The following is a 14542-nucleotide window of genomic DNA, read 5'->3' on the forward strand; positions in this document are numbered from 1 at the left end:
GTCGTGTCCACGCGGTGTCGAAACGCAGCGTGCACTCGATCGAAACGGGGGCCACGTCCGGTGGCCGGGAAAGGCAGGACCGCCTGATGGTCACGATCGCGGACGTCGCCGAAGAGGCCGGCGTCTCCATCTCGACCGTGTCGTACGTGATGAGCGGCAAGCGCACGATCTCCCCCGAGACGCGTAGGCGAGTGGAGCGGGCCATCGCGTCGCTCGGCTTCAGCCCGCACGCGGGCGCGCGGTCGCTGGCATCCCGCTCCACGAACGTGATTGGACTGCAGATCCCGCTGCGCAGCGGTGTGGACGTGCACGTGGTCATGGAGGTGGTGACAGGCGTCGTAGCCAAGGCGCGTACGCGCGGGTACGACATCCTGCTTCTCACCAACGACGACCCACGGGGCATGGAGCGCGCGGCGAACGGCTCCATGGTCGACGCGCTGCTCGTCATGGACATCGAGTCGGACGACCCGCGCATCGGCGTGCTCTCGCGGCTGGAACAGCCCAGCGTGCTGATCGGCCTGCCGGAGGGGCGCCGCACGATCCCGTGCGTCGACTTCGACTTCGAAGAGGCCGGATGGCTGGCCGTCGACAGGCTCATCGCCCAGGGCCACCGCCGCCTCGCACTCATCGGATCCCCGGCCGAGGTCATGGCGCGGCACACGTCGTACGCGGACCGTCTGGCCAGAGGATTCCTCGCTGCGTGCGCTGCAGCGGGTGTGGCGGCGAGCGTGCACCCGTGCCCGAGCAGCGCGGATGCCGCCGACGTGGTGGACGCGGTCGTGGCGGCGGATCCCGAGATCACCGGATTCCTCGTGCACAACGAGGGCGCGCTGCCGCACGTCTTCGCTCGGCTCGTCGAGACGGGCAAGCACTCGCCCGCCGCGCCGTCCATCGTCGCGCTGTGCCCGGAGGATGTGGCGCTTTCCGTGCCGGGACCGGTGGACAGCATCGCCGTCCCGGCCGAGGCGATCGGGGCTGCGGCCGCCGACGCGATCTGCGACATGATCGACGGCGGGACACCGCCGGGAGTTCGGCTCATCGCGCCGACGCTCGAGGTTCGCACGGCATCCGCTCCCCGTCCGAGCTCTGGGAAGGCCGCCAAGACGGCGAAGGGCGCGAAGACCGCGAGTGCCGCGAAGGCCACGCGCCGGACGACGGTGTGAGCGCGGTCGCCCGAGGACGACGGCTGGAGAACGATGGCATGAGGACGACGGAATGAGGACGACGGAATGAGGGTCGATCCCGACAGCAAGGTGATGAGCGGCGCGACGACGTTCGTCTCGTTCATCGTGCTCAACGTGGTGTTCATCCTCACGTGCGTGCCGTTCGTGACGATCGGCATGGCGACCAGCGCGCTCTTCGAGGTGACCATCCGCTACTCGGACGACGAGGGCGGCCAGCTGATCCGCGACTACCTCCGCGCGCTGAAGTCGAACTGGCTGCGCGGCACGGTGGTGTTCGTGTGCTTCGCGCTGCCCGCGATCTTCCTGGTGTTCAGCGGGCTGTTCTGGGCATTCAGCGGGAGCACGCTGTCGATCGCGGCCGCGATCGTGGCACTGCTCGGTGCGCTCTACTTCTTCGCCGCGTTCCTCTACGGATGCGCGCTCGTCGGACGCTACGACAATCGGATGCGCCAGACCCTCAAGAACGCGATGCTGCTGCCCGTCGCCGAGTCCTGGCGCACGTTCGTGCTCGTGATCATCCCGGCGACGGCGGTGAGCCTGTCCGCGGTGCTGCCCGCGTTCCTCGTCGTGCTCGCCACGATCGGATTCTCGGTGGGCGCCTACGGCGCCGGCTTCCTGCTGCGCGCGGTCTTCAAGCGCCACACGCCCCAGGAGGCGTAGGCCCGCAGCCCCTCCCCGCGAGAGTGCCCGTTCCTCCGCCCGAAGGTGCGCGTTCCTCCGCCCGAATGTGTGCGTTCCTCCGCCCGAGGGTGCCCGTTCCTCTCCGCGAACGTGCCCGTTCTCCCGCCCGAAAGTGCCCGTTCCTCTGCACAGTGTGCGGCAGGTTCTGTTGATCGGTGCAGACCCCTGAGCCAGGCTGTGCGGGTGCCAACCGGGGAAGAAGGGGACGCCTCGAGGAACGCACGGGCACCCTCGCGGAGACGAACGGGCACCCTCGGGCGGACGAACGGGCACTTTCGGGCGGGAGAACGGGCACACTGACACGGACGAAAGGGCACCCTCGGGCGGACAGACGCGCACCCCCGCGCGGAGGAACGCGCACCTTCGCGGGGACGAACGGGCGCCCTCGGGCGAACAGACGCGCACGCTCGCGGGGACGAACGGGCACCCTCGGGCGAACAGACGCGCACGCTCGCGGGGACGAACGGGCACCCTCGGGCGAACAGACGCGCACGCTCGGGCGGAGGAACGGGCACCCTCGGGCGGAGGGACTGGCACCCTCGCGGGGGGGGGACGCGGAAGCGGGGCCCGGGAGTGATCCCGAGCCCCGCTTCGCTGTGGGCTGATCGGTGCTAGATGGCTCAGCCGAACTTCTTGGCGACGGCGAGGCGCGCCTCGTTCTGTGCCTTCGCGTGCTCCATGTCGAGCTTCAGGACCTTGGCGTAGCCGAGGCCGTTGACCGTGTCCTGCATGCCCTTGACGATCGAGTTGAAGTCCGAGGTGCTGGTGGCCATGGCCGCCTTCCAGGACTCGTTCACGATGACCGCCTTGATCTGGTTGCGGAGCGTCTGCGTCTCGGAATCGTCAGCGGGCGCGTTGTACCCCGAGCCCGGCGCCACGATGATCTTCTTGTTGTTCTGCAAATAGTCCATGGTGGTGGTGGCGCCGTTCATGTGCGACGACCAGTCCTTCGTCAGCTTGTTGGCGATCAGCTTCTGGTAGCTCGGCCACATCTGGTACGCGAACGAGTAGCCCGTCGACGGATCCTTGTCCACGGCTGTCACGGTCGTGACGTTCAGCGCGGAGACGCCCTTGACGAACGTGCCGCTGCCCCAGTCGGACGGGACCTTCTTCGTCGAACCGCCGAGGAACGCGTTCTGCCCGAAGGCGTTCAGTTCCGGTTTCTTCGACGAGTCCAGATCCCACGTGAGATCCTTGGGACCTGCGGCGGATCCGGTCTGGCTGCCGTTGGCATAGACGCCGTCCGTCGAGTAGAGCCAGTCGATGAACGCGGCGACGCGCTGCGGATCCTTGGCCTTCGTGCCGATGCCGAGCGAGTAGTTGCTGCTGCCGTACACCTGCGAGCCGTAGGAGAAGATCTTCATGTCCTTCAGCGGCGCGATCTCGAACCCGATGCCCTTGTCCATGTTGTCCGAGGTGTTGTAAGCGGGCTGCGCGAGCCACGGCCAGAACGCGAAGAGCACCTGTCCCGCCTGGTACTTCGCGTACATGGTCGAGTAGTTCTGCGTGGGCGAATCCGGGTCGACGAGCCCCGCCTGAGCCGCCTTGCTGAAGAACTTCAGCGAGCGCACGTAGTGCGAGTCGGAGTCGACGATGCTCTCGTACGACGAGCCGTCCGCCGCCGCGAGCACGAAGCCGACCTCGTCGAATCCGTAGAAGCAGGCGGGCTGCTTGGCGTTGTTCATCATGTTGCCGTCCCAGTCCTTGAACAGGGACAGTCCGTAGACCGGCTTGCCGTTGGATGCCTTCGGCTGCGCCTTCTGCATCTCGGCGAGCACCGGGATGAGGTCTTCCAGAGTGTCGACCTTCGGGTAGCCGGCCGCTCCGTACAGATCCCAGCGCAGGTAGGGGCCGAACGTCGGCTCGGTGCTTTCCGACGGCTGCGTCGGCTTGAGCTTCGACACGGAGGTCGGGAACGCGAATGTTCCCTTCTGGCCGTCGTTCGCCTTCGTGACGGCGGCGTCGTATCCGGCAACGTTCTTCATGTTCTTGTAGTAGCTGGATGCGTTCAGCAGCAGCCCGCCCTTGAGCGCCTCTGTCAGGTGCTGGTACGACCCGAGGACGACGAGGTCGCCGAGGTCGCCGGCCGCGGAACGCGTGTTGAACAGGGTCTCACCACCGCCGGCCACGTTCGGCGCGATCATGTTGAGCTTCATGTTGAACTTGTCCTGGACGAGCTTCGCGAACCATCCGGTCTGGATGCCCTGGTAGTTCGCGAGGTCGTCGAAGACGTCGATCGTGATCTGCTTCTTCCACGTGGAGGGGAAGGCTCCGGTGGAGCCGCCGTCTGCCGAGGAGCTGCCGTCGATCAGAGAGCATGACGACAGCGTCATCGTGGCGACCGCCCCGATGCCTGCCAGTGCAAGGAACTCTCTACGCTTCATTGCTGCATTCCTTTCTTGGTGCGCTGTGGCGGTCGTCAACCCTTGACGGCGCCGAGCATGATGCCCTTCACGAAGAAGCGCTGGAACAGGGGATAGATGAAGATGATCGGCAGCACCACGACCACGGCGACCGTCATCTGAATCGACGTCGGCGTCTGCGAGGTCGCCGAGTTCGCGATGGCGCTGAGGCTTCCGCCCGCCGCGTTCTGGGCTGCCGTCGCCAGGCTGTTCGCCTGGTTGATGAACATGTAGAGCAGGTACTGCAGGGTGTACAGGCTCTGGTCGGTGATGTAGATCAGGGTGTCCTGGAACATGTTCCACTGCGCGACGGCGGAGAAGATCGCGACGGTCGCCAGAATCGGCGTCATGTTGGGCAGGTAGACGCGGAAGAAGACCTGAAGGATGTTCGCCCCATCGATCTCCGCCGCCTCCTGCATCGACTGCGGCATCGACTCGACGAACGTCTTGACCAGGATGACGTTGAACGGCTGCACCAGGAACGGGATCACGTAGACCCAGAAGTTGTTCGTCAGCCCGAGTCCCTTGATGATGAGGAACACCGGGATGAGGCCGGCGCTGAAGTACATCGTGATGACGGTGAACCGATACCAGAACGCCCGGCCCCACATGCGCTCCTGCGTGAACATGAAGCCGAGGAACGCGGAGACGAGCACCGTGCCGACCGTTCCGAGCACGGTTCGGGCGATGCTCACGGCAGTGGCGAGCGTGAGGCCCTGCAGCTGGAACACCTGCGCGTAGTTCGAGAGGTGGAATCCGACGGGGAAGAACCGCACATCGCCCAGTGCGGAGACGTCGTTCGCGCTGATCGAGTTGATGATCAGGTAGTAGAACGGGTATGCGCAGATCACGGCGAAGAGCGCGAAGACCGCGTAGTTGATGATGCTGAAGACCCTCTCGCCCGCGGTGCGCTTGAGGTGGGTCGGACGCTCGGTCTTCACCCCGCGGGGGCGGGCATCCGCGTGGGGGGCGGCATCCGTTGCGATGGCCATGTCCGTGCTCCTAGATGATCGAGGTGCCGCGGGCACGCTTGGCGATGAGGTTGACGGTGATGAGCAGGATCACGGAGATGACGCTCTTGAGCATGCCGATCGCCGTGGCAAGCGACAGGTTGTTGCCCGTCAGGCCGACCATGTAGACGTAGAGGTCGAGCACCTGGATGTGTTGCATGTTGAACGCGTTGTGGAACACGTAGTACTGGTCCATGCCGTTGTTGAGCAGGTTCGCGACCGAGAGCATGAGCAGCACGACGTACGTCGGCATGAGCTGCGGGATCGTGATGTAGCGCATGAGCTGGAAGCGTCCGGCGCCGTCGATCTTGGCCGACTCGTAGAGCGCCGGATCGATGCCCGTGATGGCCGCGAGGTAGATGATCGCGCCCCAGCCGAGGCCCTTCCACAGGCTCCAGAGCAGCATCGTGAGCCACACGTGCGAGTCGGAGTCGAGGAACTTGATCGGCGTCGTGATCAGGCCGGAGTCTGTGAGCACGCCGTTCACCAGGCCGGAGCTGGAGAACAACGAGAACGCGATCATGTAGACGAGCACCCACGAGATGAAGTTCGGCAGGGTGGTGAGCGTCTGGACGACGTTGCGGAACCATCCCGACTTGACCTCGTTGAGGAAGACGGCGAAGACGATCGGCAGGAACGAGGTGGCGATCCCGAGGAAGCTCATCGCCAGGGTGTTGAGGAGCACCTGGCCGATCTGCGCCATCTGCGTCGGCGAGCTGATCAGCATCTGGAACCACTGGAGTCCCACGAATTCGCTGCCCTTGAGCCCGAGCGCCGGCTGGTAGTCGTAGAGCGAGAAGATCCAGCCGTAGAGCGGCAGGTACGAGAAGACGAACACCAGCACCACGAACGGCACGATGCACAGGAACATCGTGAACGACTTCTTGCTCCTGTGCTGCGAGGTGTCGCGGCGACGCTTGCGGCGCGAGGTGACGACGCGCTCGGATGACGCGACCTCCTGGAGAACCGCCTGCGTGGTCACAGTGCAGAGGCCTTCGCCTCGGCGGTGACCGCGCAGCAGTCGACGGATGCCATATCCCGCTGCATCTCACTCCTTTGTGTGGGCCCTGGCAGGTCTCATGCGCTTGACGGATTCCGCGCGGGGGCACGCGGTGCGAATCGCATGATCGCGGCTCGAGTTAATCGAACCGCTTCGACGAAGATAGAAGGTGTCGGGGCGATTCGTCAAGATGAGCGGCGTGGTGAAGCGCGCCAGGCCACGATGCGGAGCAGGTAGAACCGCTTCGCTCGCTGCGCACCGGCATCCGCTGCGCAGCGCATGCCGAGTGCGGAACAAGAACAACGACGGCGGCCCGGCTCGATGGCAGACGCACCCGTCGATGGGGACCGGTGCCCATCGACATGGAGCGAGCGGATGCCGTCAGCGGCGAACGCCCACCACCGACGTCCCGCTCTGCGGAGCGTTCCACGCCCATCGTGCGCGACCTGCGGCGGCCAGCGGCACGCTGGTGACCTCGACGGTGCGTCCGGTCGGGTCGAGGACCGACACCACAACGTCGGCGTCCACCTCGACGACGACCTGCGCGCCGGGATCGGAGCGCAGCTCCGCTCCCTCCAGCCGCCCGTCCCGCCATCGGACATCGACCTCGTGTCCGCCGCGGGCACGCAGCCCGCTCACGGATCCCGTGTGCCAGGCGTGCGGCAGCGTGGGCAGCAGGGAGACCGCACCGTCGTGGCTCTGCATCAGCAGTTCTGCGACGCCGGCGATCGCGCCGAGGTTGCCGTCGATCTGGAACAGCGCGCCGCCCGGCCGTTCGCCGTGCGGATGCAGGTCGAGCAACGACGGCGAGCTGAGCTCGTGCACGAGCACTCCGATCGAGGCGGCCGCGAGCTCCTTGTCCCGCAGTCGCGCCGCCAGGCACAGCGTCCACGCCTGGCTCCAGCCCGTGTATCCGCTGCCGTTGGACAGACGGAAGTCGAGCGTGCGTCGCACCGCCTCGAACTCCTCCGGAGCGCGGGTCTGGGTGATCCTGGTTCCCGGGAAGGCTCCGTAGAGGTGCGAGAAGTGGCGGTGGCCCGGCTCGGTCGATTCGAGTCCGGCAGGCCACTCGCGCAGGAGGCCGTCTGGGCCGATCACGGGCATCCGCAGGTGTTCCAGGGCGTCGGCGGCACGGGCAGCGAGCGGATCAGCGTCACCCAGCGAGCCGGTTTCTCCGAGCCGTTCGGTCAGCTCCACGAATCGTGACAGCAGTTCGTGCGTGATCTCCTGGTCGATTGTGCTGCCGGCCGTGACGGATGCGACGACGCCGTCCGCATCCCGGAAGCTGTGCTCCGGCGAGCTGGACGGGCTGACGACCAGGGATCCGCCGTCGTCCACGAGCTGGTCGAGCACGAACGCGACCGCCTCGCGATAGACGGGAAGTGCTGTCTCGCGCGCGAACCCGTCCGACCACCGGTGATCGAGCCGGGAACCGAGGTGGGCGCACATCCAGGCCAGCCCGAACTGCCAGTTCGCCCACTGCGGGTTGCCGGCGACGGGAGCGGTGAAGCGCCAGGCATCCGTGTTGTGGTGGCAGACGGCTCCTGACGCCCGGTAGCGCAGTCGCGCGGTGTCGCGACCGGCGAGGGCGAGGTCCTCGAGCAGACCGAAGAACGGCTCGTGCAGCTCGGACAGGTTCGCGACCTCCGCTCCCCAGTAGTTCATCGGCGCGTTGATGTTCGTCGTGTACTCGCTTGCCCAGCCTGGACGCACGTCGTCGTTCCAGATGCCCTGCAGGTTGGCCGCCTGCGTGCCGGGACGCGACGAGGAGATCAGCAGATAGCGGCCGAAGTCGAAGTAGCGCTGAGCGTCGGCGGCGCCGGCATCCTGCGACGGAGTCAGGTCGAGCCCCACCCGGTCGAAGAGCGACGCGTGGTCGGCCTCGTGCCGGGCGGCGAGCTCCTCCGTCGTGCGCACCAGAGCCGCCTCGACCACGGATCGGGCACGCTCCGCCAGCGCCCACAGATCGGCAGAGGGTCGCTGATCCCATCCGCGGAAGCCCGTGACGGCGGTGGCGATGAGGCGTGCGCCCTCCGGCGTGCGCTGCACGGCCGCGGCGAGCGCCCAGCCCATGCCTGCCGCGACTGTGCCGTCCGCATCCGGTTCCTCGATCGAGTAGATCACCGGATGCTGGCTGCGCTCGTACTCGGGGACGACATGCGCGGGCGCGCGCCCGACCGCGATCAGCCACTCGATGTCGTCGATCCGTTCGCGCCGCACCCGCGCACCCTCGTGCGGGGTCGCGAAGACGGGAGCAATGACATCCGACCGGGATGACTGGACGACGAGCACGTCATCCGGATGCGACACGAATGCGCTCAGCACGTGTCCGCCGGCGCGGATCTCCGCGCGGGCGTGACGCAGGTCGAGCGTGCGTTCGTACGGGCTGATGACACCGTTTTCGGCATCGTTTTCCGCGGCGCCGGATCCATCGGCGTCGGCTCGCTCCGCGGATCGCGCACCCGCGTCATCCGCTCCCCAACGCCATCCCAGGCGACCGACGGGCTGGTACGACTCCGTCCAGGTCTCGGACTGGAGACGTCGCGCCCAACCGTCGGCCGCTGCGTGATCGCCACGGGCGATGGCCGCACGCAGCTCGCGCAGGATGCGCCCCGGCGGCTCGTCCCCGTCGGGGGCGTGGTCTCGAGCCGGGCCGCCTGACCACAGCGTGTCCCTGTTGAGGTCGAACCACTCCTCGTCGGTGCGTCCGTACGCGGCGGCGCCCAGGAATCCGTTGCCCAGCAGGAACGTCTCGTGGAAGAGCTCCGCGGGTCTGTCGAGACGGACGAGCGACGGGTCGAGGCGGGGTTCGGGCATCGGAGGTCTCCAGGTGTTCGGGCTCGTTGCGTGGGGAACTCTGCCATGTCTCGGCGACTCACGAGGAGCGGCGGTGCCGGGAGCCGGCCCCGACACCGCCGCGACGGCGTTCTGGTGCGCCGCTTCAGTGCGCGAGCTTCGTCGCGGCGGAGCCCCACTCCGCCAGCGCGGCGCGCACGTCGTCACGTGTCTCGTTCGCCAGCGCCGTCGCGTAGGCGTCCTCGAGCACGTCGCTCAGCAGAATGGTGCGGCGCTCGGCGGCCGACAGCACCGCTGCCTCGACCATCGCCAGGCTGTGCACGTTGGAGTGCACGTCGCCCGACGGCACCGCGCCGGTGCGCAGTGCGTCGACGAACTCGTCGAGCGCCCCTGCGATCTCGGGGCGCACGACCGACGATCCGCGCTCGACCGCGGCCGCACCCTCCACGAACTCCGCCACCGGCTCGCCGTCACCGTCCCAGGCGACGGTGCCGCGCGCGCCGCTGATGCGCCACGATCCGTTCCACGACGTCTCGAGACCGGGACTGCACCAGCTGCCCGCGTAGCTGAACCGTGTGCCGCCGGCGAACTCGAAGACGGCGGTGGCCGCTGCATCCCCCCGGTACCAGCTCCACGACGGGTTGAACGTGCGGCAGTCCACGCTCACCGGGTCGGCATCGAGCAGGTAGCGCGCCACGTCGAACCCGTGGATGGCCATGTCCACGAGCAGCGGATGCTCCATCTCGTCTCGGAATCCGCCGAAGTGCGGTGCCTTGAAGAACTCCGTCGTCACGAATCCGATGCCGCCGAGCGCGCCGGCCATCGCCTTCAGCCTGGCCAGCTGCGGATAGTACCTGCGCGACTGGCTCGTCATCAGGAGCTGTCCGGAGAGCTCCTCAGCGGCGATCAGCGACAGCGTCTCCGCCACCGTCGGCGCGATGGGCTTCTCGCACAGAACCGGCAGGCCGAGGAACAGCGCTTCCGTGTTCACCGCGTGGTGTGCCGGCGGCACCGTCACATCGATCACCGCCTGTGCGTCGGATGCCGCCGCCACCTCCGCGAGCGCGCCACCGATGACGACGTCCAGGCCGAGCTCCGCGGCCGCGCGACGGGCCAGCTCCACGTCGAGGTCCACCATGCCGACGAGGGCGACGCTCGGGGATCCGGTGAGCATGCGCATCCACGCCCGCCCCATGTTGCCCGCCCCGACGAGCACCACGCGCAGAGGCCCGTCGCCGGTCACCCGCGCGAAGGAACCGGGCTGTGCTGATCCGCTGCCGTGTGCAAGCCCGCTCATTCGGCGTCGGCCGTCTCGTAGTCGCTGTTGCTCAGGGCGCCCTGGTATCCCTTGCCGTTGAAGAAGTCGCCGGTCTCGTAGCGCAACAGGGTCGGCAGCTGCCGGCTCGGGCGATCGGATGCCACCCAGGCGACGCCGTTCGCGATCACGCGCCGCACGTCCTTGTGGTGGTAGACGGGGAAGTCCTGGTCGCCGGGGCTGAAGTAGAAGATCTTGCCGTTGCCGCGCCGGTACGTGATGCCGCTGCGGAACACCTCTCCCCCGCTGAACGACGAGATGAAGATGATCTCGTCGGGCTTCGGCACGTCGAACTGCTCCCCGTACATCTCCTGCTGCGGGATCTCGATCGGATGCGGAACCCCCTGCGCGATCGGATGCGTCGCATCGACCGTCCAGACCAGCTCGCGGTCGTGCTCGCTGCGCCACCGCAGTGTGCACGTGGTGCCCATCAGCTTCTGGAAGATCTTCGACCAGTGCCCGGAGTGGAGGACCACCAATCCCATGCCTTCGAGAACGTGCCGGTGCACCCTCTCGACCACTTCATCCGACACCTCACCGTGCGCGGCGTGACCCCACCACGTCAGCACGTCGGTCTGGGCGAGCCGCTCCTCGGTGAGCCCATGCTCCGGATCGTCGAGCAGGGCTGTCGTGACGCTCACGCGGTCGCCGAGGTTCTCCTCGATGCCGGCCTTGATGGCGTTGTGCATGCCGTCCGGGTAGAGCTCGGCGACGTGCGGCTCGAGCTGCTCGTGGCGGTTCTCGCCCCAGACGACGACGCGCAGTGGTGTCGATGCGGTGGTGTCCATGTGTGTCTCCTTCGTGACGAATTCTGGTGTCGAAACTGCTGCGTGGGATCGCGCCGCCGGGGCGCGGCGATCCATCCGGCTGGCGAGGACTCTGCGGGGGCCTCGCGTCTACCGTCTCTCGTGTGTGCTACCTGGGCCGCGCTTGGTCGTGTGTGCGACCTGGTCGTCGCTACTTGATGGCGCCTCCCAGTGCTCCGGCGGCGATGTACTTCTGCGCCAGGATCAGCAGGATGCCCGCAGGCACGGACGCCATCACGGCGGTCGCCATGACCGGTCCCCACTGGGTGGCCCCGTTGGCGCCCAGATAGTTGTAGATGCCGAGGGTGATCGGTCGGACTGCCGGGGTACTGGTCAGCGTCAGGGCGAAGAGGAAGTCTCCCCACGCGCCGAGGAACGTGAACAGTGCCGCAGTGATGATCGCGTTCTTGCTGATCGGCACCACGATCGCGAGGAACGCCCTGAAGTTGTTCGCCCCGTCTACGAGCGCCGCCTCGACAAGGCTCTGCGGGATGGATGCCATGAACGCGCGCATCAGGATGATCGCGAACGGTATCTGCGCCGCGCTGTCCGCGAGGATCAGTCCGACGTACGAGTTGAGCAGGCCCCAGTTGTTGAACAGGGCGTACAGCGCGTTGGCGATGACGATCGTCGGGATCATCTGCGTGATGAGGAGCACGAAGACGAAGGCAGTCATCCCCTTCATCTTGAACCGCGCGAGTCCGTAGGCGGCCGGCGTGGCGACGATCAGCGTGATGACGACAGCACCGATGGAGATGATGAGGCTGGTGGCGAGGTTGCCGGCTTGCTGGGTGATGGCTGCCTGGTATCCGGCGAACGTGGGATGGATCGGGAACCACTCGGTGTTCGCGGCGCCCGAGTTCGACTGCAGGCTGCTGTTGATCATCCAGTAGACCGGGAACACCATGATGGCGAGGAACAGGATGCCCAGCACCGTCATCGGCCAGCGCCTGGCATGCCTGCGACGGTGCGCGCTCGACCCGGTGGGCAGCACGAGAGCTGTCGTGGCGGTCATTCGTCCACGCCCTTCCTGTTCATGTAGAGGTAGACGATCGCGAACACGAGCGACACCACGATGAGAACGTTGCTGATCGCAGCGCCCTGGCCGAACGCGAACTGAACGAACGAGTTCTGATACGCCCAGGTGGCAAGGGTCTGGGTGGAGTTCGCCGGCCCGCCGCCGGTGAGCCCGAGGATGATGTCCACCACCTTGAGCGTGTAGACCACGCCGAGCACGATGACCACGCTCACCACGGAGCGGATGCTCGGCCACGTGATGTGCCAGAACGCGCGCCAGCCGACCGCCCCGTCCAGTGCTGCCGCCTCGTACAGCTCCTCGGGCACCGACTGGAGCCCGGAATAGAGGATGGTCGTGTTGAACGGGATGCCGAGCCACACGTTCACGCCGATCACGGCGACCAGGGCGAGGCTCGGGCTCACCAGCCACGGGATCGGATGCACCCCGAAGATGCCGAGGAACTGGTTCAGCGCTCCGCTGCCCTGGTCGAGGATCCACTTCCACACGGCGGCCGATGCGATCAGCGGAAGCAGCCACGGCAGCAGAAGCAGAGAACGCAGGAACCCGCTCAACGGGAAGTGCCGCTTGAAGAACAGCGCCAGTCCCATGCCGATGCCGAACTGCAGCACGATCGATCCGACGGTGAACAACGCCGTGTTGACCACGGTCGTCATGAAGATCGGATTGCTGAACACCTTCTCGTAGTTCGCGAGGCCCACCCACGGGGCGATGCCGGTGTAGAAGGTGGCCGTCGTGTAGTCCTGCAGCGACATCACGACGTTCTGCACGATCGGATATCCGAAGAACACCAGCACGAAGATGATCGCCGGCGCCACGAACAGCCATCGGGTCAGATACCGGCCGATGCGCGGCCCCCGGCGTCGGACGCTGTTCGAGCCGCTGCGCTGCGCTGCGCGCGGTGTGGTCCGGTCGACGCCGGCATCCACTGAGGTCATATCACGCTCCTTTGCGGGATCGATGACGGGCGGACGAAGCCCTCGCTCCGTCCGCCCACGTCGACTTACTTGTTCTGCGTCTGCGCCTGCTTGAGCGCGTCCGCCGCGCTCGCCTTGCCGGTCAGCGCCGTCTGCACCGCCGTGTAGATGGCGGTGGCCGCCGTCGGCCACTTCGGTCCGAGCTCCGCGGTGCGCGCGCGAGCCGTCTTCACGGTCTCGACGAAGGACTGGACCTGCGGGTGGGACTTGCCCCAGGTGTCCGCCGATGCCTGGTCGGAGGGCACGTTGCCGGTGAACGCCGCGATCTTCAGCTGTTCTGACGGCTTGTTGATGCACTGGATGAGCTTGGCGGCGAGGCCCATCTTGGTCTTGTCGCCGGTGTTGGGCACGTTGAAGGCTTCACCGCCGAGGGGCGAGACGACCTTCTGCGACGCCGTGCGCGTCGGGATCGGCACGCTGTCGAAGTTCAGTCCCTTCGTCGCGTTCAGAACGGGCAGCTGCCACGGGCCATTGATCATCATGGCTGCCTTGCCTGCGACGAACTGGTTGTTGACGTCCTGCTGGCTCCAGTTCACGGAGCTCTTGGACATGGATCCGTCGTTCTGCAGGTCGACGTCGAACTGCACGGCCTGGGCCGCCTCCGGTGTGTCGATGTTCTTCTCGTCACCGCCGTTCGTCCAGAAGAAGGGCAGGAACTGCCAGGTGCCCTCGTAGGTGTTGATGTTGCTCATCGCGAATCCGTAGACGCCCTTGCTCGGGTCGGTGAGCTTGGTCGCCGCCGCCTTCAGCTCGTCCCAGGTCTTGGGCGGTGTGACGCCTGCCGCCTTGAGCATGTCGACGTTGTAGTACAGGGCGATCGAGTTGATCACCGGTGCGAGTCCGTAGACCTGGCCCTTGTAGGTTCCCGCCTTGACCACGGCCGGCACGTCACCGCTCGGTGCGCTGATGCCGAAGTTCTTCAGCGGGGAAAGCGCACCCGTTGCCGCGATCTGCTGGATGTCGGGGTTGTCGAGCATGAGCACGTCGGGCATGGTCTTCGACGAGACCTGCTGGAGCACCTTCTGGATCAAGGCGGCTCCCGCTATGTGCACCGGGTTCACCTTGACGCCGACTTCGCTGCCGCACTTCTGGTACTCCTTGTTCCAGGCCGACATGCCCGGATCGGAGTTGAAGTAGTCCTCGATCGTCAGTGTCGGCTTCGAACTCGTCGTGCCGCCGGACCCCGAACAGGCCGTCAGCGACAGGGAGATCAGCGCAACACCGGCGAGAGCCGCGAGGATGCGTGTGTTCTTCACGGAAAGCTCCTTTGCTTCGTTCTGGATGGTGCTTGGGTTCTGGATGGTGCTTCGTTCTGGATGGTGCTTGGTTCCGAAT

Annotated in this window: 11 protein-coding genes; 2 read left to right on the forward strand and 9 right to left on the reverse strand. The window is 66.6% G+C overall.

Annotated elements, in window-relative coordinates:
* Nucleotides 1–29: 29 nt before the first annotated feature.
* Nucleotides 30–1163, forward strand: a complete 1134-nt coding sequence (locus ACX9R5_RS16845) for a LacI family DNA-binding transcriptional regulator (protein WP_459410211.1) — start codon at nucleotides 30–32, stop codon at nucleotides 1161–1163.
* A gap of 66 nt (nucleotides 1164–1229) precedes the next feature.
* Nucleotides 1230–1844, forward strand: coding sequence for a DUF624 domain-containing protein (locus ACX9R5_RS16850; RefSeq protein WP_459410212.1), 615 nt, complete (start codon nucleotides 1230–1232; stop codon nucleotides 1842–1844).
* A gap of 641 nt (nucleotides 1845–2485) precedes the next feature.
* On the opposite strand, the gene ACX9R5_RS16855 is transcribed toward ACX9R5_RS16850, so the two are convergent.
* From ACX9R5_RS16855 to ACX9R5_RS16895, 9 genes are all read right to left on the reverse strand, one after another.
* On the reverse strand, nucleotides 2486–4249 hold the full coding sequence (locus ACX9R5_RS16855) for a type 2 periplasmic-binding domain-containing protein (protein WP_459410213.1): 1764 nt from the start codon (nucleotides 4247–4249) through the stop codon (nucleotides 2486–2488).
* Between the two features lie 35 nt (nucleotides 4250–4284).
* Nucleotides 4285–5259, reverse strand: coding sequence for a carbohydrate ABC transporter permease (locus ACX9R5_RS16860; RefSeq protein WP_459410214.1), 975 nt, complete (start codon nucleotides 5257–5259; stop codon nucleotides 4285–4287).
* Nucleotides 5260–5269: 10 nt separating this feature from the next.
* The gene (locus tag ACX9R5_RS16865) at nucleotides 5270–6259 is read right to left on the reverse strand and encodes an ABC transporter permease (RefSeq protein WP_459410215.1); all 990 of its coding nucleotides are present in this window, start codon (nucleotides 6257–6259) and stop codon (nucleotides 5270–5272) included.
* Between the two features lie 399 nt (nucleotides 6260–6658).
* Complete coding sequence (locus ACX9R5_RS16870) at nucleotides 6659–9094, reverse strand: glycosyl hydrolase family 95 catalytic domain-containing protein (RefSeq protein WP_459410216.1); 2436 nt, start codon at nucleotides 9092–9094, stop codon at nucleotides 6659–6661.
* A 124-nt stretch (nucleotides 9095–9218) separates the two neighbouring features.
* The gene (locus ACX9R5_RS16875; protein WP_459410217.1) at nucleotides 9219–10370 is read right to left on the reverse strand and encodes a Gfo/Idh/MocA family protein; all 1152 of its coding nucleotides are present in this window, start codon (nucleotides 10368–10370) and stop codon (nucleotides 9219–9221) included.
* The gene (locus ACX9R5_RS16880; protein ID WP_459410218.1) at nucleotides 10367–11176 is read right to left on the reverse strand and encodes a ThuA domain-containing protein; all 810 of its coding nucleotides are present in this window, start codon (nucleotides 11174–11176) and stop codon (nucleotides 10367–10369) included. The genes ACX9R5_RS16875 and ACX9R5_RS16880 overlap by 4 nt, the downstream gene beginning before the upstream one ends.
* 169 nt (nucleotides 11177–11345) lie before the next feature.
* Nucleotides 11346–12209: a carbohydrate ABC transporter permease gene (locus ACX9R5_RS16885; protein WP_459410219.1), complete on the reverse strand. Its 864-nt coding sequence runs from the start codon at nucleotides 12207–12209 to the stop codon at nucleotides 11346–11348.
* A complete protein-coding gene (locus ACX9R5_RS16890) occupies nucleotides 12206–13168 on the reverse strand; it encodes a carbohydrate ABC transporter permease (protein ID WP_459410220.1) in 963 nt (320 codons plus the stop codon). The genes ACX9R5_RS16885 and ACX9R5_RS16890 overlap by 4 nt, the downstream gene beginning before the upstream one ends.
* A 65-nt stretch (nucleotides 13169–13233) precedes the next feature.
* Nucleotides 13234–14463 carry a sugar ABC transporter substrate-binding protein gene (locus ACX9R5_RS16895; protein WP_459410221.1) on the reverse strand — a complete coding sequence of 410 codons (1230 nt, stop codon included), beginning with the start codon at nucleotides 14461–14463 and terminating at the stop codon, nucleotides 13234–13236.
* Between the last annotated feature and the right edge of the window lie 79 nt (nucleotides 14464–14542).

Source organism: Rathayibacter sp. CAU 1779 (assembly GCF_054551755.1).